Here is a 23,487-nt window from a genome sequence, read left to right on the forward strand (position 1 = left end):
TATTGTGTGGCTGTCGCGAGACGCGGTGCTTTGCCGGGGTTCTTGACATACCTCGGACATTTTTCGTCCGTAGGAGCGACGCGTCGGCCCGCTCGGCACGACGCGGGTCGGGGGCCGTGACGGGAAAAAAGCGACGCTCGGTGCAATGGGTGCGAGCAGGGGGGCGCCCGACACCCAGCGGGGCTCGTGGAGCGGCATGCCCCGTACCCTGACACACATCGGTCCTTTCAGACAAAAGGGCTGATAGTCTCGCCGCCACCATGGCCAAAGCCCTCGCCAGCGAGGGTCGGGGCTCGGCCTCTCCCGCCGCCCCCCGACCCGTCGAACGCGTCATCAGGGATGTCACCGCCCGGGGTGTCAGGATGCGGGTCCTGGTCGCCGGCGCGGGCAACGGCCCGGCGCTGCTGCTGATCCACAGCTTCCTCGTCAGCCACCTGGAGTTCGATGACGTGATCGACACGCTGGCCCAGCGGTTCCACGTCATCGCCCCGGACCTGCCGGGCTTCGGCGAGAGCGAGAAGCCGAGCCCGGCGCGGTACGCCTACGGCATCGAGACGTTCTCCGAGGCCGTGGCCGACCTCATCGCCGCCTTCGGCGTCGGCCGCGCGCACCTCGTCGGCCACGCGATGGGCGCCGCCGTCGCGATCACGCTGGCCGCCAACCACCCGGAGCTCGTGCAGCGGCTCGTCCTGGAGGACGCGCTCTGTTACCCGTTCCCGATGAGCTTCAAGATGAAGCTCCCGCTCCTGCCGGTCGTGGGCGGCATCGTCTTCAAGCAGCTCCACGGCCGCGGCACGTTCCGGTCGTACTTCCGCGACGACGTGTTCCGGGCGGACGCGGCCGTGCCGCTCTCGCGCGTCGACCGGCACTACGATCTCTTCAACGCCCCCTCGGCGCGCGAGAGCGCCCACGCGGTGATGCGCGCGGTGCTCGACGCGCGCCCCGTCGTCGCGCGCCTCACCCGGATCACGGCGCCGACCCTCGTCGTGTGGGGGCGCGACGATCGCATCTTCCCGGCGGCGAGCGCGCAGCGGCTCGCCCGCGAGATCTCCGGCGCGATGCTCGAGATCATGGACGCCGGGCACTCGCCCCACGAGGAGCGGCCGGGGGAGTTCGTCGCGCTCGTGACGCAGTTCCTCGAAGGGAAGCGGTGACGGCGACGGCGCGCTGGGCTCGGCTCTCGCGCGGCGCGGCGCGAGCGGCCGGGCGCGCTGGGCGCGCCGTCCTCGGCGAGGACGCGGCGCGGCGGTTCCTCGGGGACCGCTCGGCGCTGCTCGGCCTCGGGATCGTCGCGCTGCTCTCGCTGTTCGCCGCGGTGGGGCCGGCCGTCATCCCCCACGACCCGAACGCGAGCGACTTCACCCTGGCCCGCGACGCCTCCGGAGCGCCGCCCGGGCCGTCGGCCGCCCACTGGCTCGGGACGGACCCGCTCTTCCGCGACCTGCTCGCGCGCCTCGCGCACGGCGCGCGGCTCTCGCTCGCCGTCGCGCTCTCGTCCACGGCCCTCGCCACGGGGCTCGGCGCGCTCGTCGGCGTCACGGCCGGCATGGCCGCCGGCACGCGGGCGGACGCGCTCGACGGCGCGCTCATGCGGCTCGTCGACGTGATCCTCGCCCTGCCGTACCTCCTGTTCGTGACCGCGATCGGCGTCGCCGTGGGGCGCGCGGACGTGGGGACGATCCTGCTCGTGCTCGGCCTCACGGGGTGGACCGGGGCGGCGCGGGTCGTCCGGGCCAAGACCGCAGAGCTCGCGCAGCGCGATTTCGTGGCCTCGGCGCGCGCGCTCGGCGCGGGGCCGCTGCACATCGTCCGGCGGCACGTCCTGCCGAACGTGGGCGGGACGCTGCTCGCGCTCGCGACCATCAGCGCCGGGCAGATGATCCTCGCGGAGGCCGCCCTCGGCTACCTGGGCGTCGGCGCGCAGCCGCCGACCGCGACCTGGGGCCGCATGCTGCACGAGGCCGAGCCGTACCTCGGGGTAAGGCCGCTCCTTGTGGCCGCGCCGGGCTTCGCCATCGTGCTCGCCGTGCTCGGCTTCCACCGCGCGAGCGAGGGGCTCCGCGACGCGCTCGATCCGGCCGGCGCGGCGCTCCCGCGCGGCCGTCGCCTGCCGGTCGATCTGCTCGTCGCTGGCGCGGCGCTGCTCCTGCTCTCGGGCGGCTCGGCGGGCGGCGTCCGCGCGCCCCTCGGCGGCGAGCCGGCGCCCGGCGCGCCCGTGCGCGGCGGGACGCTGCGCCTCGCGACCACGGTCAACGCGCGCGCGCTCGATCCGGCGATCGCCTACGACGAGCTCTCGAGCACCGTCGCGGAGCTCGTCTTCGCCCGCCTCGTCACGTGGGACCAGGGCGGCCGCATCACGCCCGATCTCGCGCGCGCGATCGAGGTGGAGCGCGGCGGGCGGACGTACGTCTTCACGCTGCGCGAGGGCGTGCGGTTCCACGACGGCGCGGAGCTCCGCGCCGCCGACGTGAAGCGCTCGATCGAGCGGACGCTCCACCCGAGGACGCCGAGCCCGGGCGCGAGCCAGTACGACATGATCGAGGGCTTCGCCGAGTACCACGCGGGCGCGGCGCCGCACCTCGCCGGCGTGCGGGTGCTCGGCGATCACGCCGTCGCGATCGATCTGCGCGCGCCGGACGCGACGTTCCTGCCCCTCATGACGCTCGCGTTCATGGCGCCGGTGTGCCCCTCGTCCGGGGCCGCGGTCGACGCGGCGAGCCCGCCGCCGCCGTGCGGCGCCGGCCCGTTCCGCGTCGCGCGGTGGGACCAGGACGGGAGCATCGGGCTCGCCCGCCACGAGGGGTACTTCCGCCCGGGCCTGCCGTACCTCGACGCCATCGCGTGGCAGACCGGCGTGCGCGCGACGACCCAGCGCTACAAGTTCGAGGAGGGCGAGCTCGACGTCCTGCGCGATCTGACCGCGATCGACGCGGCGGCCTACCGCGCCGCGCCCGGGTGGGAGGGGCAGAGGCGCTGGGTGACGCGGGACAGGACCAACGCCGTCTTCCTCAACACCGAGCTCGCGCCGTTCGACCAGCTCGCCGTCCGGCGCGCTGTCGCGTTCGCCCTCGACCCCGCCGTGCTGGAGAAGGTGCGCCCCGATCTGCTCGCGCTCGACCGGGTGCTGCCGCCGTCGATCCCGGGCCCCCCGCGCGACGCGCCGATGCGGCAGCACGACCTCCCGCGCGCGCTCGAGCAGATGGCCGCGGCCGGCTACCCGTACGACCCGGCGACCGGGAGGGGCGGCTACCCGGGCGTCATCGACTACATCGCGGTCCCGGACACGCTGGAGCAGGCGATCGGCGAGATCGTCCAGCAGCAGCTCGCCAGGATCGGCCTCCGCGTCCGCCTGCGGCTCGTCAGCTGGGCGACCTACCTCGCCGAGGCCTCGCGGCGCCGCGCCGTCCCCATGGGCTGGGTCGGGTGGCAGGCCGATTTCCCCGACCCGGCGAGCGTCTTCGAGCCGACGCTCTCGACGCGCGCCATCCGCGACGAGGGCTCGCAGAACTACGCCTTCTTCAGCGACGAGGAGCTCGATCGCACGCTCGACGCCGCCCACGCCGAGCAGGATCGCGCGCGGCGCCTCGCGCTGTACGACCGCGCCGAGCGCATCGTCCGCGATCGCGCGCCGTGGGTGCCCACGTACACGGCGCGGCAGCTCGAGCTATGGCACCCCTACGTGCGCGGCCACGAGGGCGCCGCCGCGCTCACGTCCCGCTTGCACGAGGTCTGGCTCGACCCGTCCGCGCGGCCCGGGGCCGGCGGAGGGCCGCGCGCGGCCGCGCCACGAACCGCGACGCCGCTCCGCGCGCTGCTCGCGCGCGCGGCCCTTTCCCGATGAGCACCCCGCGCGCGCGCCGTGCCCTCACGCCCCGCCCGGGCCGCGCCTCCGCGGTGGGCTCCGCGCTCGCGCGCCTGCTCCGGCGCCTCGGCTGGGCCGCGATCGTCATCGCGGGGGTCACCGCCGTCTCGTTCGGGATAGCGTACCTCCTCCCGGGAGACGCCGCGCGGATGCTCGTCGGACCGCAGGCCTCGGCGGCGGACCTCGAGCGCGCGCGGGCCATCCACGGGCTCGATCGCCCGGTCCCCGTGCAGTTCGCGCGGTTCGTCCGGCGGCTCGTCCACCTCGGCCCCGCGGGGGGCGGCGACGGCGGAGCCCCTGGCGCCCACGCGGGCGCGCGCGCCGATCCGGAGCACCGCAGCTGCGCGGCGGGGCCGCTCGGCCTGCACGTCGACCTCGGCTACAGCTTCCATTACCGCAAGCCGGTCGTGGATCTGCTCGAGGCGAAGGTGCCGCGATCCGTCGAGCTCGCGCTGGCCGCCCTGCTGGTGCAGCTCCTGCTCGGCCTCTCGCTCGGGATCGTCGCCGCGGTCCGCCGCGGGACGGCCTGGGAGGACGCGGCGCTCGGCGCCACCCTGCTCGGCGCCAGCGCGCCGACCTTCGTGATCGGCCCCGCGCTCCAGTACGTGCTCGCCTACAAGCTCCGGCTCTTGCCGTACGACGGGTACGGCGCCACGGCGGCCGATCACCTGCGCTCCCTCGTCCTGCCGGCGCTGACGCTCGGCGTGTTCGGCAGCGCCCTCTACGCGCGCATCGTCCGCGAGGAGCTCCGGACGCTGCTCCGCCAGGACTTCATCCGCACCGCGCGGGCCAAGGGCGCCTCTCGCCTGCGCGCGCTCGTCGTCCATGCGCTGCGCAACGCGCTCTTGCCGCTCGCCACGCTCGCCGCGCTCGACCTCGGGGCGCTGGCGGGCGGCGCGATCGTCACGGAGAAGCTCTTCCGCTGGCCCGGCGTCGGCAGCATGGCGGTCGAGGCGCTCCAGAACCGGGACGGCCCGCTCATCGTCGGGACGGTGCTCTTCTCCGCGGCCGCCATCGTGCTCGCCACCGTGGCGCTCGATGTGGCGGCCCTGGCCCTCGATCCCCGGCTCAGGTCGCGATCGCGCTGAGCGCGGACCGCACGCTCACGGCATGCCGGCGAGCGCGCGGCACTCCGCGCCGAGCGGGGAGTCGGCCGAGGAGAGCTCGGCGCACTTGCGGAACGACGCCCGCCCGCCGCGCCCGGCCGCCTGCTCTGCGGCGCCGCGCAGGTGCCACGCCGCGGCGCTCCCCGGGGAAGCGGCGGTGAGCTGCTGCGCGAGCTGCACCGCCTTGCCGGTCTGCCCCGACTCCAGGGCGCGCATCACGCGCGTCGAGAGGGGCCCGCCCTCCTCGTCCGGCGCGGCAGGCGCGGGCGCGGCAGGCGCCGACGCGGGCGGGGCAGCCGAGGGCTCCGGCTCCCGCGTCGGCGCGGCGGCCTGGCCCGCGGTCGCCGCCGCGCTCGGCGGCGCGGCGTGGGTGGTCGGCGCGTGCGAAGCGTGCTCGGAAGGCGCTCCGGCCGGCGCGGGGCTCGCCGCGGCAGGCTTCGCCCGCGCGCTCGCCGATGCTGGCGCGGCCGGCTGGCCCGCCGGGGCGTCGGCGGGGGTCGCTGCGGAGAGCCCCGCCGCGGCGGCGGCCGCCGGCTCTCCTTCCGGCTCCGACGCGGCCAGAGCCGCCGCGGGCACCGCCGCGGAGTGCTGCCCCGCCGGCGCCTCCTCCGGCAATGGCGCACGGACCGGCGCCGCTGGCACGGGGCGCCCCGTCTGGCCGACCAGCCACACGCCGGCGGCCCCGAGCGCGAGCGCCGTGACCAGGCCGGCGACGATCCGCGCGATGCGGGCCCGGCGCTCCTCGTGGCGGGGCCCGAAGAGCGTGGCCTCGACCGCGCCGGCGGTCGTGTCGGCGTCCTCGGCCGAGGGATGCTCCCGCGCCGCCATCTCCTCCGGCGCGTCCACCCCGCCACCGAGGAAGAAGCGCTCGCTCTCGCTGATCGGCCCGCGGTCGCCAGGAGGCGCGTCGTCCGGCGCCGCCGCGAGGCTCGCCGCCGGGGCGGCGTCCGGCACCGGCAGCGGCGGCGGGGAGGCCTCGATCGGGCGCGCCTCCCCGGCCTTCGCTTCGACAGGCTGCGGCGCCAGCGCACGCTCCGCCGCGCGCGGGACGGCGACGGGCGGCGGCGCGTCGCTCGGCGGGCGGGGGCGCAGCGTGGGGCTCGTCGACACCGCCGGGGTGCGCTCCTCGCCAGCGGGCGACGCGACGCCCGCTGCCGCCGCAAGCACAGGCGGCGGCGCCGCAGGCGCGGGCAGCGCCGCTGCGGGCGCCTCGGGGGGCGTGGAGCGAACGCGCTGCTCGGCGGGAGCGGCCGCGGCCACGGGCCTGTCGCTCCTCGTGGAGCGCTGCTTCTGCGCGAAGCTGCGCGGCGTCACGAGCGGTCGCGTGAGCGGGGCCTCATCGCTGCTCGCGAGCGTGGTGTCCTTGTCGAGATCGACCTCGGCGCGCGGCCGCGTAATCCGGGCGGCCTCGGCAGGCGATGCGGCGTTCCGCGGCGGCTCCGACGGCGCGCGGCCACCCGACGCGACAGGGCGCGCCACGGCGTTCCTCGGTGGATCCGACGGCGCGCGGCCACCCGCCGCGACGGGGCGCGCCACGGCGTTCCTCGGTGGATCCGACGGCGCGCGGCCCTCTGTCGCGCCGGCGCGCGCCGCCGCGGCCGACACGGTGCTCCGCGGCGGCTCCGACGGCGCGCGGCCACCCGCCGCGCCGGAGCGCGCCGTCGCGGCCGACACGGCGCTCCGCGGCGGCTCCGACGGCGCGCGCGCCCCCTCCGGCGCGGAGCGCGCCACGGCGGCGCTCGCGCTGGCCGCTCGGCCGACCGCCCCTGGCCCGTGCACCGCGCTGCGGGTCGTCACGGGGCGCCCGGGGGACTCCGCGTCGGGGTCCCCCGCCGGCGCGTGCAGCTCGTGACCGGGCCGGGAGCGCGGGAGCACCGCCGGAGAGACCCGGGTCGAGAGCGGCGCCGGGACCACGGCGGCGTCCTCGAGGTCGTCGGAGCCGGCGTTCCCCGGGCTCCCCTCGGGGTAGTTGGAGCGCCGCGCGCTCGACGGCGACGAGAGCGGCGAGAACTCGTCGTGGAACGCCGCCTCCGGCTCGCTCGGCACCACGTCGTCGGGCGGGAGCGCGGCGGCGGGCACCAGCAGCCCCTCGAAGTAGAGCTTCGAGATGGTCGAGAGCGTCGAGAGATCCTCGAACGGGGACGCGTCGACCACCTGCATCAGCGTGCGCTTGCCGTCGAACAGGCGCAGGATCCCGTTCAGCTCGTCGGGGATCTCGTTCAGCCGCTCCAGGAGCTCTTCGCTGTCGACCTCGAAGACGGTCGCGAGCGACGGCAGCGCCTCGAGGAGCCGGCCCCACTCGTCGACGCGGCGCATGCCCTCCATGAGGAGGCCCTGCGTCGACGTCTCGATCCCGTCGGGGTTGTCGACCTTGCAGAACTCGACCTCGAACGTCCCCTCGTTCCACAGGAGCGCGCGGTAGACGGCCTCCTCGCCGCAGAGCCGGCCGAGCGTCGCGTCGACGACCTTGCCCTCGCGAAAGTAGACCTGCGCCTCGTTGTCCGCGTGCGACAGGTGGACGATCCCGCTCTTCCGGCTCACCTCGAACGTCTGCAGCAGATCCACGACGTTCATGTCGAGGATCGACCCGGAGAACCTGGTCCGCCCCGTCGTCGAGAAGTGGCGCGTCGTGATCCCCTCGCGGGTCCGCCGCGCGAGGAGCAGCGTCACGCGCGCGATGAGCTCGCGCACGAAGATCGGCTTGGTCAGGTAGTCCTCGACGCCGAGCTCCAGCCCGCGGATCTTGTCCTCGATGGACCGCTGGCTCGTGAGGAAGACGACCGGGATCGAGGCCCAGTCGGCGTGCTCCTTCATCTTGCGGACGAGGGCATATCCGTCCACGTTGGGGAGGCGCGTGTCGCTGAGGACGAGGTCCGGCGTGGAGACCTCGAGCTTCGCGAGAGCGTCCGCTCCGTCCTTCGCGGTGGTCACGCTGTAACCGGCCTTTTTCAGGCTGACCTCGAGGACCCGAACGCTGCGCGGATCCGCGTCGACCAGGAGGAGCTGTTGCTTGGCCACTAGAGGTTTCCGCCTCGCGAAGGATGGCGAGCCCGAACGGACGCTGTCAAGCGCTCCGCCCTGAGCGTCGCCGCTGCCGTCGATCGCTTGTCCCGCGGCCGCGGGCCCGGTGCTCGACGTCGTCCATCGTGCACACAGGACGGCTGGGAAGGCCAGGTTTCGTCGCGCGCCGATCGGGCGATCAGCGCTTCCAGGGATCGACGATATCGCCGGTTGCTTGCGGCCTTACCATGGAGGCCGTGGGCGCCGCGGTCGCCGACGGACGGGCCGTCGCCGCGGTCGGCTTCGCCGGGATCGGGGCGGCTGTGCCCTGGGTGCGGGGCGGCTCCTGCGCGGTCGGCGCGGGCGCCGCCGTCGCGGCCGCGGGCGCGGCGGGCGGCTCGTCGATCGCCCTGGCGGGCGCCGTCTCCGCCGGGAGGGCGCCGCCGGGAGCGTCGTCGGCGGCGGCCTGGGGCTGCTCCTCGGGCGCCGAGGCGCGCAAGGCGCGGACGCCGAGGGCGATGACGATGGGCACGAGGACCGCCGCGAGCGCGATCGCCACGCGCGCCGCGATCGAGAGCGGCTCGGACGGCTCCGCGGGCGCCTGGACCGGGGCGAGCACCTCCTCGTGCGCGCGCGGCCGTATCGACTCGTGCGCGCGCGGCCGCATCGACTCGTGCGCGCGCGGCCGTATCGACTCGTGGCGAGGCGGCTCGCCCGGGGGCGCGACGGAGACCCCGCGGCCCGGCGGATCGAGGGCGAGCTCGATGGCCTCGACGAGGTCGGCCATCGAGGAGAAGCGCTCCTCGGGGTTCTTCGCGAGGCAGCGCATGACGATCGGGCCGAACGCGCCGAGCGCGGTGGCGTCGGGCATCACCTGCTCGAGCGGCTCGGGCGACATGTACATGTGCTTGGTCAGCACGCCCATGTACGTGTCCGCCTCGAAGGGGACGCGCCCCGCGAAGCACTCGTACATGAGGACGCCGAGCGCATAGATGTCGGCGCGGGCGTCGATGCGCTTCCCCTCCGCCTGCTCCGGGCTCATGTAATGCGGCGTCCCGAACACCATGCCGATGCGCGTGAGCCGCTTGCCGCCGGTCACCTTCGCCACGCCGAAATCGAGCAGCTTGACGAACTCCTGATCGCCGTTGCGGACGAGGTACACGTTGTCGGGCTTCAGGTCGCGGTGGATGACGCCCGCGGAGTGCGCGGCCCCGAGCGCGGCGGCGCACTGGAGCATGATCTGCCCGACCCTGTCGGCCGGCAGCGTCTTCTCGGTGCGCAGCAGCGACGCGAGGGAGGTCCCGGAGAGGAACTCCATGACGAAGAACGGCAGCTCTGCCTGCCCCGTCTCGACCTCGATCGCGCCGAAGTCGCTCACCGCGACGATGTTGGGGTGGCCGATCGCCGCGGCCGCCTTGGCCTCCTGGATGAAGCGGGCGACGAGCTCGGCGTCCTGCGCGATGTCGCGCCGGAGCACCTTCAGGGCGAAGAGGCGGCCGAGCGACTTGTGGCGCACCTCGTACACCGTCCCCATCCCCCCTTCACCCACGACCGCCTGCACCTCGTAGCGGCCGTCGATGGTGCGCCCGAGCATCGGATCGGCCGATGGATTCCAGTCGGGCGCGTCGGCGAGCGGATCGCCGTCGAACGGGCAGAAGCGGGAGTCGCCGGAGAAGGTCTGGTTGCAGGTCGGGCAGCGCCGCGCGCGCGGGGTCTGCTTCGCCTTCCCCCGGCGCGCCGGCCCGTCGAAGCGCGCCGGCAGCGGTGGGATCGCCGGGCGCGCGTCGACGTGCGCTGGCAGTGGTTCCCCGCGCGGCGGCACGTCGCTGCGGAACGGCAACTCGCTGCGCGGCGGCGCGTCGCTGCGCGGCGGCGCGTCGCTGCGCAGCGGCGCGTCGCTGCGCAGCGGCACGTCGCTACGCGCTGGCGGCGCATCGCTGCGCGCTGGCGGCACATCGCTGCGCGCCGGAGGCTGAGCAAATGATTCGTCTCCGTGCAGCCGCGGGATGTCTTCCCGATGGAACAGCTCGGCAGCCTCGGACTCGCCGGCGGTCATCTCGGGCTGAGCATCCCCGGCCATGCGGAGCGTCACTGGCACCCCATCGAGTCTAGCCGAAAGCGCGCTCGGTGGTTCGGATCAGATGGCGCCAGTTTGGCGACCGCGGTGGAGCGCCTCCCCGCGGGTCGCCGCGCGCGGCGGCCAGCGCCGCCTTGTAAGGACTCAGATCTCTTCGAGAATCTTCGCCTTGCGGGCCTGGAACTCCTCGTCGGTGATGAGGCCCTTGCTCTTGAGCTCCCCGAGGCGCTCCAGGCGCTGCTCGATCGACGGCGCTGCGCCGGGGGCAGCCTGCGGCGCGCCCGGGTAGCCCTGCGGCGCGCCCGGGTAGCCCTGCGGCGCGCCCGGGTAGCCCTGCGGCGCCCCCGGCTGCTGCATGTGCGGCGGCACGAACTGGGGCTGGCCCTGCGCCGCGAGCGCGGGGTTCATCGCCTGCGCCAGGCCGGCGCCGATCGCCACCTGGGCGCCCAGCCCCGCGACGCCGCTGCCGTCGCCGCCCTGCGCCATGCCCTGGCCGGCGCCCATCATCGCCTGGCCGGCGGCGTAGTTCTGCCAGTTGCCCGCCAGCTGCTGCACGTACCGCGCGTCCTGCTGGAACCGCTGATCGAGCTCGAACTGCTTCGCGCGGGCGGTGTCCTGCGCGACCCCGATGCCGCGGCGCGCCTCGCCGCGCGCCTTGTTCGCCTCGCGGAGGAGCTTCTGGTCCTCGGCCGAGAAGTTGATGTTGAAGTTGCCGATCTCGAGGATCTTGCAGCCGATCTCCTCGAGGTTCGGCGCGGATTGCACGATGCGGGCGCCGAGCTCCATGCTCATGCCGCCGAGGTTGAGCAGGCTCTTCTGCTGCTGCGCGCAGACCTGGCCGATCACGGTCTTCACGCTCATGAAGAACTTGCCCTTGATCCAGCTCAGGACGACGTCGTTGTCGCCGCTGCCGCCGCACTGCCCGTGGTACCCGACGACGAACCGCACCGGATCGACAACGACCAGCGAGAACTCACCGAAGATGCGCGGCGTCACGAACTCGTAAAGGGTGGGATCCTCCATCGACTCCAGCGGCCCGCCGAACGGCACGCCGCGGACCGGCTGCGTCTTGACGAAGAAGATCTCGGCGATGAAGACGTCCCCGCCCGTGAACTTGTTGACGAGGTTGTTCAGGAACGGGATGTTCTGGGTCTGGAGGGTGTGGCGCCCTGTGGGCAGGTAACCCATGTACCTGCCGTCCTTGAAGAAGAGGGCGCACTCATCGCTGTCGACCGTCAGCTGCGACCAGAAGGGGATGTTCTGGTCCGGGTGCTTGTAAACGATGAGATGCTTCGCCGCGTCCGGGCGCGCGATCATCATCTCGCGGACGCCGCTCTTCACGAAATCGAAAATCCCCATGTCGCGCTCCTCTTCGGTGTGCTGGGTGTGACGGATCTGCCGGTCCCCTGCCCCCCGGGACCTCGGGTTTCATTCCGGCAGACGGCGCGCAGGGTCCGCGCCGTTCGTTCTCCGTTGACGGTCGCCGCGCCTTTCAGGCACACAGCGGCCTCAGGATAGTCCGCAGATCGCAGGGCAGCAATGCCCGCCGGGAGGACCGTATGCCCGTTGCTCCGCTCGCTCTGCTAGCTCTGATCGAGCCGCTGGCGCCATCCGAGTCATCCGAGTCATCCGAGTCACCCGCGTCGGCCGTGTCACCCGCGTCCTTCGGGATCCCGAGCTCCGCCGTGCGGCAGCCGAAGCGCTCGTCCTCCTGGCATGGGGCCGCGCTGGCGAGGGCGCCTCGATGACCGCGCCAATCGACATCAGCGCCCTCTCGGCGCCCGCGCAGAAGCTGGCGCAGCCGGGCGCGCCGCAGAAGCTCAGGGAGATGGCGGCGCGCGGCATCGCCCCCGGGCTCAAGCCGGGCGACGTCGTGACGGTGCTCGTGCTGCTCGCGTCGCGCGACGAGGAGCCGACCCGCGAGGCCGCGGAGAAGACGCTGGCGGCGCTCCCCGAGCCGCTGCTCCAGGGGGCGCTCGGCGCGGATCTGCAGCCGCCGGTCATCGATCGGCTGGCCCGCGCGTACGCGGACCGCCTCCCGGTCGTCGAGAGGCTCTGCGCGATGCCGGGCGTCGCCGCGGAGACGCTCGAGGAGCTCGCGCGGACCGGGGGCGAGGCGGTGACGGAGCTCATCGCCGTCAACGAGGAGCGGCTGCTCAAGAACCCGCGCGTCATCGAGAAGCTCTACCTCAACAAGAACACGCGGATGTCGACCGCCGACCGCCTCGTCGATCTCGCGTCCCGCAACGGGGTCGAGCTCACGGGCATCCCGGCGTGGCGCGAGGTCAGCGCCGCGATCAAGGACGAGCTCATCGCGGAGCCGTCGCCCGAGCCCACGCCGGACGACGTGCTGTTCAGCGAGACGCAGGCGCTCGCGGAGGCGCTCGCCGCGGACGAGCCGGTCGACACGCACGTCGAGGACGAGGAGGGCAAGGAGGCGATCAAGGAGCAGTACGTCCCGCTCTACAAGCGGCTCGCCGACATGACCATGTCGCAGCGGATCCGGCGGGCGATGCTCGGCTCGCGCGAGGAGCGCATGCTGCTCGTGCGCGACTCGAACCGCCTCGTGGCCAGCGCCGCCGTGCGCAGCCCGCAGATGCAGGAGGAGGAGGTCGTCCTCATCAGCCGCAACCGGAACATCTCGGACGAGGTGCTGCGGATCATCTCGACGACGCCCGAGTGGCTGAAGAGCTACACGGTGAAGCGGAACCTCGTCGAGAACCCGAGGACGCCGGTGCTCGTCGCGACGCGGCTGGTCCAGCACCTGCGCGAGTCCGATCTCCGGGGCATCGCGAAGAGCAAGAACGTGACGTCGCCGGTGAAGGACGCCGCGAGGCGGCACCTCGAGCGGCGCAAGAGCTGAACGGGGGACGAGCGATGAGCGACCTGGTCCGCTTCGGCGTGGCGATGGATCGCGCGCTGCTGGCCGAGTTCGATCGGCGCATCACCGCGCAGGGCTACGAGAACCGCTCGGAGGCGCTGCGGGATCTGGTCCGCGCGGACCTGACGCGCGCCGCGCTGGACGAGGGGGCCGAGGTGGCGGCCACGCTGACGCTCGTCTACGAGCCCGAGGTGCGGGAGCTCGTGCTGCGGATCGCCGAGCTGGAGGAGCGGCGCGCGGGGTCTCTGGTCTCCAGCCTGCTGGTCCGCCTCGACGCGGCCCGGGTGCTCCAGGTGATGGTGCTGAAGGGCCGCGGGCAGGAGCTGTCCGAGCTCGCCGGGCAGCTCGCCGGGGCCAAGGGGGTCCTGTCCTGCGCGCTCACGCCGGCCGCGGCGCTCCCGGGGGCGCCGCGCCGGTAGCGGGGGGCGCCGCGCCGGCCGCGGGGCCGACGCGGCGGGACGCCGGCCGTCACTTGCGCAGCTTCACCACCGTGCCGGCCCCCTGGTTCGCCCAGTAGACGTAGCTGTCGTCGACCGCGATCCCGCTCGGGCCGTCCTGCTCCGAGGCGAGCACCTCGGCGTCTCCGCCCGCGATGGGCACCCGCATCACCGCGCCGTTCGCCGAGCCCTCGGCGCCGGCGTTCGTCCAGTAGACGTGGTCGCGGTCCACGGCGAGGAACCCGGGGTGATCCTGGCCGGACGCGAGCTCGACCGGATCGCCGCCGCCGAGCGGCGCCTTCATGACGGTGCCGCCGTCGCTGGTCGTCCAGTAGACGGAGCTGTCGTCGACCGCGATGGCCCGCGGGTCGTCCTGCTCCGTGGCCACGTCGCGGTACGTCTCGTCGACGAACGACCAGGCCCGGATCGCGTCGTCTCCCGCGCTCGCCCAGTAGATGCTCTGGCCTTTCACCGCGACGCCGGTCGGGTCGTTCGCGCCTTCCCAGACATGGATCACGCCGGGCGTCTGGATCAGCAGCGCCTGGACGTGGTTGGTCCCGCGGTTCGTCCAGTAGACGTCGCCGCCGGAGACCGCGAGGCCCACGGGGCCGTGCCGCCCGGTGACGACCGGGTCCGGCTTCTCGCTGCCGTCGAGCGACACCTTCATGATGGCGCCCTCGTCGGGCCTGTTCCCCGCGTAGTTCGTCCAGTAGACCCAGCTCGCGTCGACGGCGATCCTGACCGGCTCGTCGAGCCCGTCCTGGAGCGGCGGAGGCGCGGTGCTGCTGCCGTCGAGCGGCGCCCTGAACACGGAGCCGTCGCTCGTCTCCGGGGTGCCGCGGTTGACGCAGTAGACGTGCGTCGCGTCCACGGCGATGCTGACCGGCCGGTTCTGGCCCTCGGCCAGGACGAAGGGGGCGCACACGCCGATCGGGCACCCGCCGCCGGAGCCGCCTAACCCGCCGGAGCCAGCCAGCCCCCCTGAGCCGCCGACGCCACCGGAACCGCCGACGCCACCGGAGCCGCCGACGCCACCGGACCCGCCCGAGGCCCCTGCGCCGTCGAACCGGAGCTCGTCGAGCCCCGAGAGCGCGTTGCACCCGCACAGCGCTCCGAGGCTCGCGACGAGGAACGTCACCGCGGGCGGCGGCGACAGGCGCCGCGCCGTTCGTGCAGGCATCGGACGAGGGCTCTCCAGTGCTCCTGATTTACGCGTCGTCGCCAGGGCTGTCAGCCACTTTCACCGCGGTCTTGAGCGGGTCGGCGATGAACGTCACGCGGCGCTCCTTGGCCTCGAACTCCTGCCAGCAGATCACGGCCGCGCGCTTGTACTTGAAGGGGCCGACGCGCACCCGGTGCTTCGAGGCTCCCTCCGTGGTCGTGAGCAGAAACGGGAGCGGGGCCAGCCATGGGGAGTTGGAGCCGTGGGGCGAACGAAGTCCGCCAGGACGCACCTGGCTCGCGGCCCGCCGGCGCCAGCCCGCCATCGAGGCGGCGGGGCGTCCCGGTGCCCATACGTCCTTCCCGGCGAGCCAGAGCTGGCATCCCGGAGGCTCGCTTGGTCGATCCGCGGCGGCGCGGCTCCGCGGATCGACCCGCGAGCTGCAGCGACGGAACCTGGTACCCTGCGCTCGATGGACGTCGTTTCGTTCTGCGCCTTACGGGCATCAGGGGTCGAGTGGTGCCCCAGGGCCGGTACATATGCGATGACGGTATTTTGCAAGGCCGTCTTCGAACTGCGTCCTGGCGGATGCGTCCTGGCCACCACGCAAGAAGAGCCTCCCGACGTAGACATGCAGTGGAGCGAGGACCCCTACCGCCGCGTGGTCTTGCCGAGGGACCGGGTACCGTACAAGCCGCGCGCAGACGTGGTCCTCGTGGGACACGCTTATGCACCCAGACAACAATCCACGGGATCTTTCACGGCACGCCTCGCGGTCGGCCAGATCGACAAGCGCGTCGCGGTGCGGTTCGACCCGAGCGGCTCGCGACCGCTGGACCCGAGCGCCGCCGAGTTGAGGCGAAAGCTCACGCTCACCGGATACGGACCGGTCACGTCGCAACGGCCGGCGTCCGGGCAGCGGCTGGACCAGCGCGCGGCGAGCTTCGCGCTCCAGGGCTGGGAGGAGCAACCGGTGCCGGCAGGCTTCGATTACAGTTACTTCAACCTCGCGCCGCGGGACCAGCAGCTCGCCGAGCTGCGCCCGGACGAGCAAATCCTGCTCGAGAACTTGCACCCGCAGCACGAACACTTGATGACACGGCTCCCAGGGATCCAGCCAAGGGCGATCGTGGATCGAGCGACGGGCCAGCGGACGGAGATCGCGCTGGCGGCGGATACGCTGTGGATCGACACGGATCGAGGGACCTGTACCGTCGTATGGCGAGGGAAGCTCGGCTTGAGACATCCTCGTGAAGAGGGCCGCGTCGCATTCTGGGTCGACGGGCGCCCGACCGGATCGCCGGTAAGCGCAGCCTCGACGGTTAGCCCCCCTCGCTGGAGCTCCCAGGAGAACTACCGAGAAAGGACAGGCGACGAAGCGAGCGCTCGCTCGCCTGACCATGACGCTGCAGTGGAGCAGACGCTGTCCCTTGCAGCAGCAGCGGCTCCAGCGCAGCCGCGCGCGGGTGGCCCTTTGAACTCACCGCCAGACCGGTTTGACTCGCTCGGCGAGGCCGCGGGGCAGGATGACGGGACAGGGACGGTCCTTGCTTCCATGGCTGCGCCCGTGGAGGCTCCGCTGCCCTTCTCGCAGAGCAAGGGAGCGCCACCGATCGCCTACGATGGACGGCCCGCTGCGTCGGAGGCGACGCGAGCGTGCGACGACGGGACGGGAACGATTGCGCCCGGCGTGGAGCCAGACCCCTCGCGGGCGGCTAGGCCGCTGCCCTTTCAGTCCCCCGTGGCTCCGGTGCCGCCCAGGGAGGCCGGCTTGGCCCCGGCTTCTTCGCACATCGCGCCTGAAATCGAAGACGAGCCCGGAAGCTCGAAGGGCGAACGGCTCGCGGTCAAAGGGCATGCGCGAGGGGCCGGCGGCGTGGCGCCGCCTCCGAGGATCGGACCGCTCGCGACGGGGGACGTGACGGCGGACCCCGGAACTCCGGCGCCGAGCGCCAGCAGGGTCGAGGTGGCGTCGCCGGCGGCGGCGCATCGAAGACCGGTGACATCCGACGAGCACAAGCCGCACCTGGACGACCTCACGATCGAGCGGTGCGCAGCGCTCACGGCGCGCATCGCGCAGAGCAAGGCGGACAAGGCGCGGATCCTCGAGGAGCAAGCGCTGTCGCCAGAGCGCTGGGCCGCGATCGAGAGGCGCTGGGCAGACGCGATCCGGTCGGAGACCAAGAAGGGTGGTAAATCGCTGCTGGATCGCTTCGATGCGGCGTACGTGGAGCAGATCGAGAAGGATCGCGGGACGATCGCGGTGGGGGACTATGCGCGGTTGATCGTCGCCGCGGAGCGAGGCACGACCGACAACGTGCTGAAGGAGCTGCGGCTGCCGCACGGCGCCGCCATGCGAATCGAGCGGGTCTGGAACCAGCGATTCGTGAAGAACCACGATCTCGAGGAGCAGGTTGGCGAAGCGCTGGACGCGGCGAGACGTTGAGGTCGGAGTGGGCACCGCCGGCCACGACGGCTAGAGCGCGCTACATCAGGCCTCTGACACCTCCGGTCAGAACGCCGAGCACACACGGGACCCAGATCGCGGCGACGCTGAGGGCACGCCGCTCGCGCCACACGCGGATCGCTATCGCATGAGCGACCATGGAGTAGATCGCGAAGCAGACGCACGTGAACAGGAGGAAGAAGCCTGCATTCGCGTGGGTCGGCACATCCAGCGAGTCCCCCTGAGGGCTCGACTTCATCCCATCGTACTCATTCACGGGCACCACACAGATGAGCCACATGAAAAACAGGCAGCTGGCTGCGTGGAGAGCGACGAGCAGCCCCGTTGACACGACCCGCGCTCGGCCCACTCAGAGATTCCCTCTCGATGCCGGCTGCACGCCGCCGCTAACTCCAGTCCGAGGGCGCCTCGCGCGCCCTTCCTCGAGCAGCTCAAGCAGCCTGTCTCTTCTACGCAAAATCACATCGCCGTAGCTCGTGTTCCTGTAGATATCCTCCAGGCTCAGATCCGGGCCACGGTTGTACCTCGCCCCGATTACACGAATTTCCTCGCTGCCGATCTCCCGACCGGCGAAGTCGACGTCCGCGAGCGCTCGCAGATGGGCCCCGACAATCGCGAGATTCACCTGATCGTCTTTTAGCAAGTTCATGATCCTGAGGCGCTCATCATAGCTCAAGCTGTCTGCATCCATCCCTAGAGTCTCCGCGGCTCTGCGAATCTGGATGCTCACATCGCCCGCGGACGTGAGGTTCGGCGCCCTCGTGACCGTCATTGGCTCTAGCAACGGATCGGCCATGTGGTCGAATGAACGAACGTCGTGCGCCACTCCATCGACGAACGTCGGGTCGCCCCCCACCTCGATGTGGGCGACCCCGGCCACGAGCTCGGGAGGAAGATCGTTCATCCTGGCCACGACGCCTATCGCGGTGCTATGATCGCGGATCCAATTGTCCTTGTAATCGAACAGGTGCTGCGCGCCTCCGCCTAGCCACTCGGGCGCCTTCCACCTGATCACGTCCCAGCCGGTCCAATCATGATTCGGAAGCCTGCGCTCGGCCAAGAGGCCGAGGTACTCATCACGGCTGATCATGTTTCCGCGCAAGGGACGGCCGTCTGCCGGCGGAACCAACGACAGCCTTCCTAACGGCGTCATCACTTCCGCCAAGGTCGACGGCCCTCCGATCAAGAGGTTGGGTGACCCTGTCGCGACGACTCCGACATGGGACGTGAGCTCGCCGACGCGCGCTGCAGGACGACCATTGACCATCACCGTCGCCGCGCCGGTGACGAGCGGATCATCGACGCCGTCGCAGACTGTCCGATCGTCGCGACGAGCGAGGGGGAGCGCGTCGACCCGCACGGTAGGCGAGCCCTCTACTATGGGACCGCGCCCGTGGGCAGGACAATCGTGGCAATCGGGCTCAGGCATTGATGGCGATCCCGCTCAAGTATTGATCTTCACCATCGGGCCACCGGAGATGACCACATCGCCACTGGTCGATCCGAGCGTGAGCTGCGCGATGCCTCCCACGGTCGTATTGCCCTCGGATGTGATGTTGACGGCGTTCTTCGCCCAGAGACAAATGGTGTCCGCGACGATCTTGATCTTGGAGCCCTGCATCGTGATCGACGCGCCAGCCCCTGTATCCAGCACGACGTGCTCGTTCTGCATCGCAATCGTCGTATTCTCGCCGCCAAGCGAGCCTTCCCCCGGCGGCGTGATCGTCACGACGTGTTTCTCGCCGACCGTCGTCGAATCGATGAGCCCCACGTGAGCCACGCGGTTGATTCCGACCGACACCGTCTGGCTCATCCCAACCGAGATCTGCTCGTTCAACTGGACCCGGTGTGTCCGATTGCCGCCCACCGTGAGGCTGTCGTTGCCCGCGACGCTCGTGGTTCGGTTGTTTCCAATCCTCACGGCCTCATTGTTCTTGACGAGCTTTCTCAGGTCCTTCTGCGCTTGGATATTCACCAGCTCTCGCCCTTGTGCGTCCTCGAACATGATCTCGTTGTATCCGCCCCCGCCGCCTGTCGAGTTGCTCTTCCAGCCGCTTCGCGTCTTGTTGTCCGGGAGCTTGTAGGGTGTCTTCTGCAGGCTTGTATACACACGACCTACAATGACTGGCCGATCCGGGTCGCCGCCCAGGAAGTCCACGAGCACCTCCTGGCCGACGCGCGGCAAGCTCGTCCCGCCGTAGCCCGTGCCGCACCAAGGTTGGCTCACGTGGATCCAGCACGAGCTGGTCTCGTCCATCCTGCTCTCGCGGTCCCAATGAAAATGGACCCGCACCCGCCCGAACTCGTCCGTGTGGATCTCCTCTCCCCGGGGCCCCACCACGGTCGCGCTCTCCAGGCCGAGCGTCTTCGGCTTCGGCGCTCCGAGCGGCGGACGATAGGGCTGTTCTGCGCTGCGCGCCCCGCAGGAGTGCGACCACTCGCCGGACGAGGTCCCTGCGTGCGTCGCCTCCACGATCAAGAGCGCCTTATCAGTGAGATCAGCCCGCGGGTGATCCGACATGCTCATGACCACCCCTGGGGCGAGGTCGACGACGTTTGTCTCGAACATGCACACCCTCGCGCCCGTCCGCTTCGCTTCAAGCCTCCTCTGCGCGCGCAGCGCTGCCTCGGCGTCGTCCACCCGCGTCCTGCCCCGATCGTCGGCGACCGGCGTCCCCTCGCCCTTGTCCGTGCCGAAAAGGAACGCACCCGGCGTGTAATGATAACGCTCCAGCCGCCTTTCGACGTCAAGGCGCGCCGACTCGACGCTCGCGAGCGGCTGGTTGACCGGCGCGCGGCGAAAATCGTGGTCGCGCATCGTGTACCGTCCAGGCCGCACCCGCTGGCCAACACACACGTTGGTGACATACCAGCCGGTCATCATGGTGGCGTCGTCTCTGAACGGAATTCTCTCCGCACGCGGGTCATTCCGGTGCGGCGCGTCGGTGAGCACGAGCTTGGTTTCGTCTTCCACCTGCGCGAAGTAGAACGAGATACCCGCGTCCGCGAGGATCCGACTCATGAAGTTGTAATCCGACTCGGCGTACTGGACGCGATACTTGCGTTTTTTGTATCTATCCGCGAGCCGTAGCTCGTTCTGGATGCCCCACTCGGAGAGGAGCTTGAGCACGATGTCCGGCTCCGAGATCTGCTGGAAAATTCTGTAGTTGCGGCGCTGGGTCGTGAGCCAAAGCTCGGGAACGATGGTGATCTCATAGGTAGAGAGTCCTTCGTCCTCGACGCCGATCTGATGGAGCTCGTTGCAGATGCCCGACCAGAACCGCTCGCACACTCCGTTTGTCATGGTGAAGCGCGCTTGCACGCCCACGACCGCATCGAGGTCGATGGCGGGGTTCTCGCTCAACGCGGTAATCCTCACGTTGAACAGAGATGACATCTGCTCCGAGACGGAGAAACGTCGTACGTCGAAGCGCTCGCCAGATCTGACCGTGAGCGCGAGGCGGTTCCCCTGGAGGGCTCTAGCGTGAGTCATGACTGCGCCGTATGTCCTGATCGGATTCGTTGTTGGACGCAGACAGAAGCCGCTCCGAAGACTTGATGAAAGCCTTCGAGCAGTTTGCCTCCGATCCTGCGACAGGAAGTGTACATGGTGGACCGGATCGATCCAGGAGGCCAGTTTCTCGCGCTTCGGGGGAGGACGGCGATCTGGCCAGGCGCCCGCTGAGGCCAAGAGGGAAGCAACGCAAGGCTCGTGCCATGAGCGCGCTCTCTCGAGATCGCGTCATGGCCGGGGGGCTCGTATCGTGGCGACGCCAGCGCCTGTACGAGGGGGCGATTGGCTGGTATCGTCGGCCGAACGCCCGTGGGCAGCTGAAATCAGGGCTGGATCAGCGTAAGGTGGATGTATGGCTTGGATTCACAAACGGCTCACATCGGTCCCGCCAGGTCTGGAATACTGGACGACGACGCACGAGCGGGACTGGCCCGAGGAGAGTCATCTCCGGATCCTCGAGAACACGTTCTGGCTCATTCCATCCCAGCACCGTTCCATCATCGATCACGTCGAGTTCCGCGGGCGCGGTCAGCAGCCTCGCAGCGGCGGTGGAAACAACGGCCACGTGATTCGACTTAGCCATGAATCGGTGCGCGCTCGGCTCAACAACACTCCTGGACGGGAGTTCAACATCACCTTCCTTCACGAGTTCGGGCACCTTGTGGACATGCATTACCAGGTAACCAGGTATGTCATGAGGCGGAGAGACGCCGCGGGTCGAGCCCTCCTCAGGACCGGCCACACGGGGGTCACACAAATGGCCGGAGAGCGTATTGCTGACTGCTACATGATCTACCTTCTTCAAGAGCTCGCGGGTGTCCCCTACCAGCACCCGGCGGATCCCTCGGCGTACCGAGGCGAGCAGGCGCGTGATCGATTCGACGTCTTGCTTCAATCGCCAGCGTTTGCCGGCATCGCGGCCTCGCGTTGACGTGACCCCGTAGCGGTCCAGTGAGGTACCGCCCGCAGAGCGGATGACGTCACGCGCGGCCAGAGTCGATTGAGGCGAGCGCAGGGAGCGCTCGGCGGACAGAGACGCGGGTCGCGGGGCAGGCGGGTTCCCCGTCGAGGTGTCTACCGCAGGTACGTGTCGAGGTGTCTACCGCAGGTACGTGATGCGCCCGCGGGGGGATGATGGACGTCATGCGTCGTCCGGGGTCTCGGCCACTTTGACCGTCGTCTTGGGCGGGTCGACGATGAACGTCACGAGGCGCTCCTTGGCCTCGAACTCCTGCCGGTAGATCACGGCCGAGCGCTTGTACTTGAAGGGGCCCACGCGCACCCGGTGCCAGAGGCCGCGGCCCTTGACGTACGCCGGCTCGACGTACGCCTTGTGCCCGCGCCGGCGCAGGGCCGCCGCGAAGTTCTCGGCGTCGGTGGGGTCCTTGAACGAGCTCACCTGGAGCTGGTAGCTGCCAGGCCCCCCCCGCTCGGTCTCGGGCCCCTCCTCGCGCGACACGTGGCGAGCCATCGCGGTGAGCGTGTCGTTCGGGGCGACCTCGCCTCCGGGACGCCCGAGCACGTGCTGCGCCGGCAGCGGGACCACGGGCAGCCGGTCCGCGGCAGGCGGCGGGACGGGCTCCGCGGCGAGCGCCTCGGCGGAGGTGGCCGCCTTGGCCGCCCGCGGATCGCGCACGGCCTCGAGCGCGGTCGTCGGGTGCTCCGCGTCCGAGAGGACCGCGGGGAAGGTCACGTCCTCCCCGATCGTGGCAGGGCGCGGGGCCGGCTTCACGCCGGCCGGGTGAGCGCGCGCGACCAGATCGCCGAGCGGATCGGCGGTGACCGGCCGCTCGCGGTGCGGGGCGCGCAGGAGCGCCACCGCCGCGAAGACGATGCACGCCCCGCCGAGCGAGGCCAGCACCAGCGCGCCCGCGCGCGACGGGCGAGCCCCGGGATCCTCTTCCTGGATCTCCTCGAGGTTCCGCACCGCCCCGGTGTCCATGCTCTCGCCCTTGCTGCGCCTCATGCGTCCTCCTCGCCCCGTCTACCCTGCCCGGCCGTCGACCCACAACTTTCGTGTGCTACTTTATCCTACATCTCCCGGATGGGTCCGGTGGCTGGACGAGCGCTCTCGGGCGAGCGCGCGCTTCGGCGGGGCTGGGCAGCCTCGCATGCGCGGCGCGCGCGGAGAAAGTTCTCGGCTGGCGCCGGGCGCGCGCTGGCCGGCCGATCCCCGCGGGCTTCGTCCGCGGCCGGCCGTTCCTGGGCGCGTCTCTCGGGGCGGAGTTCGTGCTGCCATGAGCCGAAATGGGCAGCTGCCGTGACCTCAGCGCAGACAATCTGGACGCCGGGCGCGTCGGCGCGCGGCGTGGAGGACCCAATGAAGATCACGGCTACGAAGCTCTGGGCTCTGGGCTTGTCGACGGCCTTCGCGTCCGCACCGGCGGCGTGCGGCGACCGCCATGTCGATCCGATCGTGGAAGTCCACCTGGCGACCACCGTCGAGGCGGCCACCGAAGGGCCGTGGGCTGCCTGCATTCCCCCCGAGGGCGGGGGCTTCGGCCGTATGCATTGCCCGGATCCCGAACCGAGCGGTGAAGAGCGCAGGTGCAGGGTGGCGTACGTCGCCGAGCGACAAGACGATGGATCGACGTGGTGCGATGTGGCGGCGCAATGCAACTACGAGTGCGAAACGGCGGAGGACTGCCCGCGGCCGCCGAGCGGCACCGCCACGCCGGTGTGCAACTCGGTCTGCGAGTTGCCCTGCGACGAGAGCACCACGTGCCCGAGCGGCATGGAGTGCTGGCACATGTTCCACGGGCCTGGCCTCCGGGACGAACAGGGCTTCTGCATGTGGAAGTACGAATGTGACTGAAGGTCGAGGTCGACGAACCTGGCCAGTCCACCTCGGTCTGCCCGCGGACCCGCGCGGCGACACGCAACCGCGCTGATGGTTTCGGTCTCGCGACGAGAGCTTCACCTCAACGCATCATGCGCCGGCCCCCGCGAGCCGCCGCGGAGGATTCGATCCATCGGAGCGC

Annotated in this window: 17 protein-coding genes and 1 pseudogene; 9 read left to right on the plus strand and 9 right to left on the minus strand. The window is 71.4% G+C overall.

Translation table 11 applies throughout. The annotated features are described in order from the left end of the window. Positions 1 to 362: 362 nt before the first annotated feature. Genes WME73_RS20725 through WME73_RS20735 form a run of 3 tightly spaced genes read left to right on the plus strand, consistent with a single transcriptional unit; the run spans position 363 to position 4,950 of the window. The gene (locus tag WME73_RS20725) at positions 363 to 1,154 is read left to right on the plus strand and encodes an alpha/beta fold hydrolase (protein ID WP_437553997.1); all 792 of its coding nucleotides are present in this window, start codon (positions 363 to 365) and stop codon (positions 1,152 to 1,154) included. Next, on the plus strand, positions 1,151 to 3,841 hold the full coding sequence (locus WME73_RS20730; protein ID WP_437916848.1) for an ABC transporter substrate-binding protein: 2,691 nt from the start codon (positions 1,151 to 1,153) through the stop codon (positions 3,839 to 3,841). Before WME73_RS20725 ends, WME73_RS20730 begins: the two co-directional genes overlap by 4 nt. Then, entirely contained in the window at positions 3,838 to 4,950 is a 1,113-nt protein-coding gene (locus WME73_RS20735) for an ABC transporter permease (RefSeq protein WP_437916849.1), read from the plus strand. The genes WME73_RS20730 and WME73_RS20735 overlap by 4 nt, the downstream gene beginning before the upstream one ends. Before the next feature lie 15 nt (positions 4,951 to 4,965). Here the strand turns inward: WME73_RS20735 and WME73_RS20740 are convergent, their stop codons facing one another. The 3 genes from WME73_RS20740 to WME73_RS20750 all read right to left on the minus strand — a co-directional run bounded on the left by WME73_RS20740 (position 4,966) and on the right by WME73_RS20750 (position 11,404). Continuing rightward, positions 4,966 to 7,986, minus strand: coding sequence for a response regulator (locus tag WME73_RS20740; protein ID WP_437916850.1), 3,021 nt, complete (start codon positions 7,984 to 7,986; stop codon positions 4,966 to 4,968). Between the two features lie 181 nt (positions 7,987 to 8,167). After that, entirely contained in the window at positions 8,168 to 10,066 is a 1,899-nt protein-coding gene (locus WME73_RS20745) for a protein kinase domain-containing protein (RefSeq protein WP_437916851.1), read from the minus strand. Positions 10,067 to 10,189: 123 nt separating this feature from the next. After that, entirely contained in the window at positions 10,190 to 11,404 is a 1,215-nt protein-coding gene (locus tag WME73_RS20750) for an SPFH domain-containing protein (protein WP_437916852.1), read from the minus strand. Between the two features lie 385 nt (positions 11,405 to 11,789). On the opposite strand from WME73_RS20750, the gene WME73_RS20755 reads away from it, so the two are divergent. Together WME73_RS20755 and nikR are read left to right on the plus strand one after the other, a co-directional pair. After that, a complete protein-coding gene (locus tag WME73_RS20755; protein WP_437747148.1) occupies positions 11,790 to 12,908 on the plus strand; it encodes a hypothetical protein in 1,119 nt (372 codons plus the stop codon). Positions 12,909 to 12,922: 14 nt separating this feature from the next. Next, positions 12,923 to 13,345, plus strand: a complete 423-nt coding sequence (gene nikR, locus WME73_RS20760; RefSeq protein WP_437916853.1) for a nickel-responsive transcriptional regulator NikR — start codon at positions 12,923 to 12,925, stop codon at positions 13,343 to 13,345. 49 nt (positions 13,346 to 13,394) lie between these two features. Here the strand turns inward: nikR and WME73_RS20765 are convergent, their stop codons facing one another. Together WME73_RS20765 and WME73_RS20770 are read right to left on the minus strand one after the other, a co-directional pair. After that, the gene (locus WME73_RS20765; RefSeq protein ID WP_437916854.1) at positions 13,395 to 14,543 is read right to left on the minus strand and encodes a hypothetical protein; all 1,149 of its coding nucleotides are present in this window, start codon (positions 14,541 to 14,543) and stop codon (positions 13,395 to 13,397) included. A 28-nt stretch (positions 14,544 to 14,571) separates the two neighbouring features. Then, entirely contained in the window at positions 14,572 to 14,850 is a 279-nt protein-coding gene (locus WME73_RS20770) for a hypothetical protein (protein WP_437747150.1), read from the minus strand. 219 nt (positions 14,851 to 15,069) lie between these two features. Here WME73_RS20770 and WME73_RS20775 point away from each other — a divergent pair. Then, positions 15,070 to 15,738: pseudogene (locus WME73_RS20775) on the plus strand (DUF2169 domain-containing protein); the annotation flags it as partial. A 786-nt stretch (positions 15,739 to 16,524) separates the two neighbouring features. Continuing rightward, positions 16,525 to 16,971, plus strand: coding sequence for a hypothetical protein (locus tag WME73_RS20780; RefSeq protein ID WP_437748171.1), 447 nt, complete (start codon positions 16,525 to 16,527; stop codon positions 16,969 to 16,971). Positions 16,972 to 17,011: 40 nt separating this feature from the next. Here the strand turns inward: WME73_RS20780 and WME73_RS20785 are convergent, their stop codons facing one another. From WME73_RS20785 to WME73_RS20795, 3 genes are all read right to left on the minus strand, one after another. Continuing rightward, a complete protein-coding gene (locus WME73_RS20785; protein WP_437747151.1) occupies positions 17,012 to 17,230 on the minus strand; it encodes a hypothetical protein in 219 nt (72 codons plus the stop codon). Between the two features lie 111 nt (positions 17,231 to 17,341). Beyond that, positions 17,342 to 18,421, minus strand: a complete 1,080-nt coding sequence (locus tag WME73_RS20790; RefSeq protein WP_437747152.1) for a PAAR domain-containing protein — start codon at positions 18,419 to 18,421, stop codon at positions 17,342 to 17,344. A gap of 15 nt (positions 18,422 to 18,436) precedes the next feature. Then, complete coding sequence (locus WME73_RS20795) at positions 18,437 to 20,485, minus strand: type VI secretion system Vgr family protein (RefSeq protein WP_437916855.1); 2,049 nt, start codon at positions 20,483 to 20,485, stop codon at positions 18,437 to 18,439. Between the two features lie 373 nt (positions 20,486 to 20,858). Here WME73_RS20795 and WME73_RS20800 point away from each other — a divergent pair, with 373 nt between their 5' ends. After that, complete coding sequence (locus tag WME73_RS20800) at positions 20,859 to 21,437, plus strand: hypothetical protein (RefSeq protein WP_437916856.1); 579 nt, start codon at positions 20,859 to 20,861, stop codon at positions 21,435 to 21,437. A gap of 210 nt (positions 21,438 to 21,647) precedes the next feature. On the opposite strand, the gene WME73_RS20805 is transcribed toward WME73_RS20800, so the two are convergent. After that, complete coding sequence (locus WME73_RS20805) at positions 21,648 to 22,472, minus strand: SPOR domain-containing protein (RefSeq protein WP_437916857.1); 825 nt, start codon at positions 22,470 to 22,472, stop codon at positions 21,648 to 21,650. A 354-nt stretch (positions 22,473 to 22,826) separates the two neighbouring features. Between WME73_RS20805 and WME73_RS20810 the strand changes: the two genes are divergently transcribed. Next, complete coding sequence (locus WME73_RS20810; RefSeq protein ID WP_437747156.1) at positions 22,827 to 23,321, plus strand: hypothetical protein; 495 nt, start codon at positions 22,827 to 22,829, stop codon at positions 23,319 to 23,321. The last annotated feature ends 166 nt before the right edge of the window (positions 23,322 to 23,487 follow it).

This window comes from Sorangium sp. So ce302 (assembly GCF_051530145.1).
GTDB classification, from domain to species: domain Bacteria; phylum Myxococcota_A; class Polyangia; order Polyangiales; family Polyangiaceae; genus Sorangium; species Sorangium cellulosum_B.

What these genes read in the sequence shown, in the direction of transcription:
- WME73_RS20785 (WP_437747151.1), bottom strand. Translation starts at nt 17,230, where the DNA reads ATGAAGTCGAGCCCTCAGGGGGACTCGCTGGATGTGCCGACCCACGCG.
- WME73_RS20735 (WP_437916849.1), top strand. Translation starts at nt 3,838, where the DNA reads ATGAGCACCCCGCGCGCGCGCCGTGCCCTCACGCCCCGCCCGGGCCGC.
- nikR (WP_437916853.1), top strand. Translation starts at nt 12,923, where the DNA reads ATGAGCGACCTGGTCCGCTTCGGCGTGGCGATGGATCGCGCGCTGCTG.
- WME73_RS20725 (WP_437553997.1), top strand. Translation starts at nt 363, where the DNA reads ATGCGGGTCCTGGTCGCCGGCGCGGGCAACGGCCCGGCGCTGCTGCTG.
- WME73_RS20765 (WP_437916854.1), bottom strand. Translation starts at nt 14,543, where the DNA reads ATGCCTGCACGAACGGCGCGGCGCCTGTCGCCGCCGCCCGCGGTGACG.
- WME73_RS20790 (WP_437747152.1), bottom strand. Translation starts at nt 18,421, where the DNA reads ATGCCTGAGCCCGATTGCCACGATTGTCCTGCCCACGGGCGCGGTCCC.
- WME73_RS20810 (WP_437747156.1), top strand. Translation starts at nt 22,827, where the DNA reads ATGAAGATCACGGCTACGAAGCTCTGGGCTCTGGGCTTGTCGACGGCC.
- WME73_RS20755 (WP_437747148.1), top strand. Translation starts at nt 11,790, where the DNA reads ATGACCGCGCCAATCGACATCAGCGCCCTCTCGGCGCCCGCGCAGAAG.
- WME73_RS20770 (WP_437747150.1), bottom strand. Translation starts at nt 14,850, where the DNA reads ATGGCGGGCTGGCGCCGGCGGGCCGCGAGCCAGGTGCGTCCTGGCGGA.
- WME73_RS20805 (WP_437916857.1), bottom strand. Translation starts at nt 22,472, where the DNA reads ATGAGGCGCAGCAAGGGCGAGAGCATGGACACCGGGGCGGTGCGGAAC.
- WME73_RS20795 (WP_437916855.1), bottom strand. Translation starts at nt 20,485, where the DNA reads ATGACTCACGCTAGAGCCCTCCAGGGGAACCGCCTCGCGCTCACGGTC.
- WME73_RS20800 (WP_437916856.1), top strand. Translation starts at nt 20,859, where the DNA reads ATGGCTTGGATTCACAAACGGCTCACATCGGTCCCGCCAGGTCTGGAA.
- WME73_RS20750 (WP_437916852.1), bottom strand. Translation starts at nt 11,404, where the DNA reads ATGGGGATTTTCGATTTCGTGAAGAGCGGCGTCCGCGAGATGATGATC.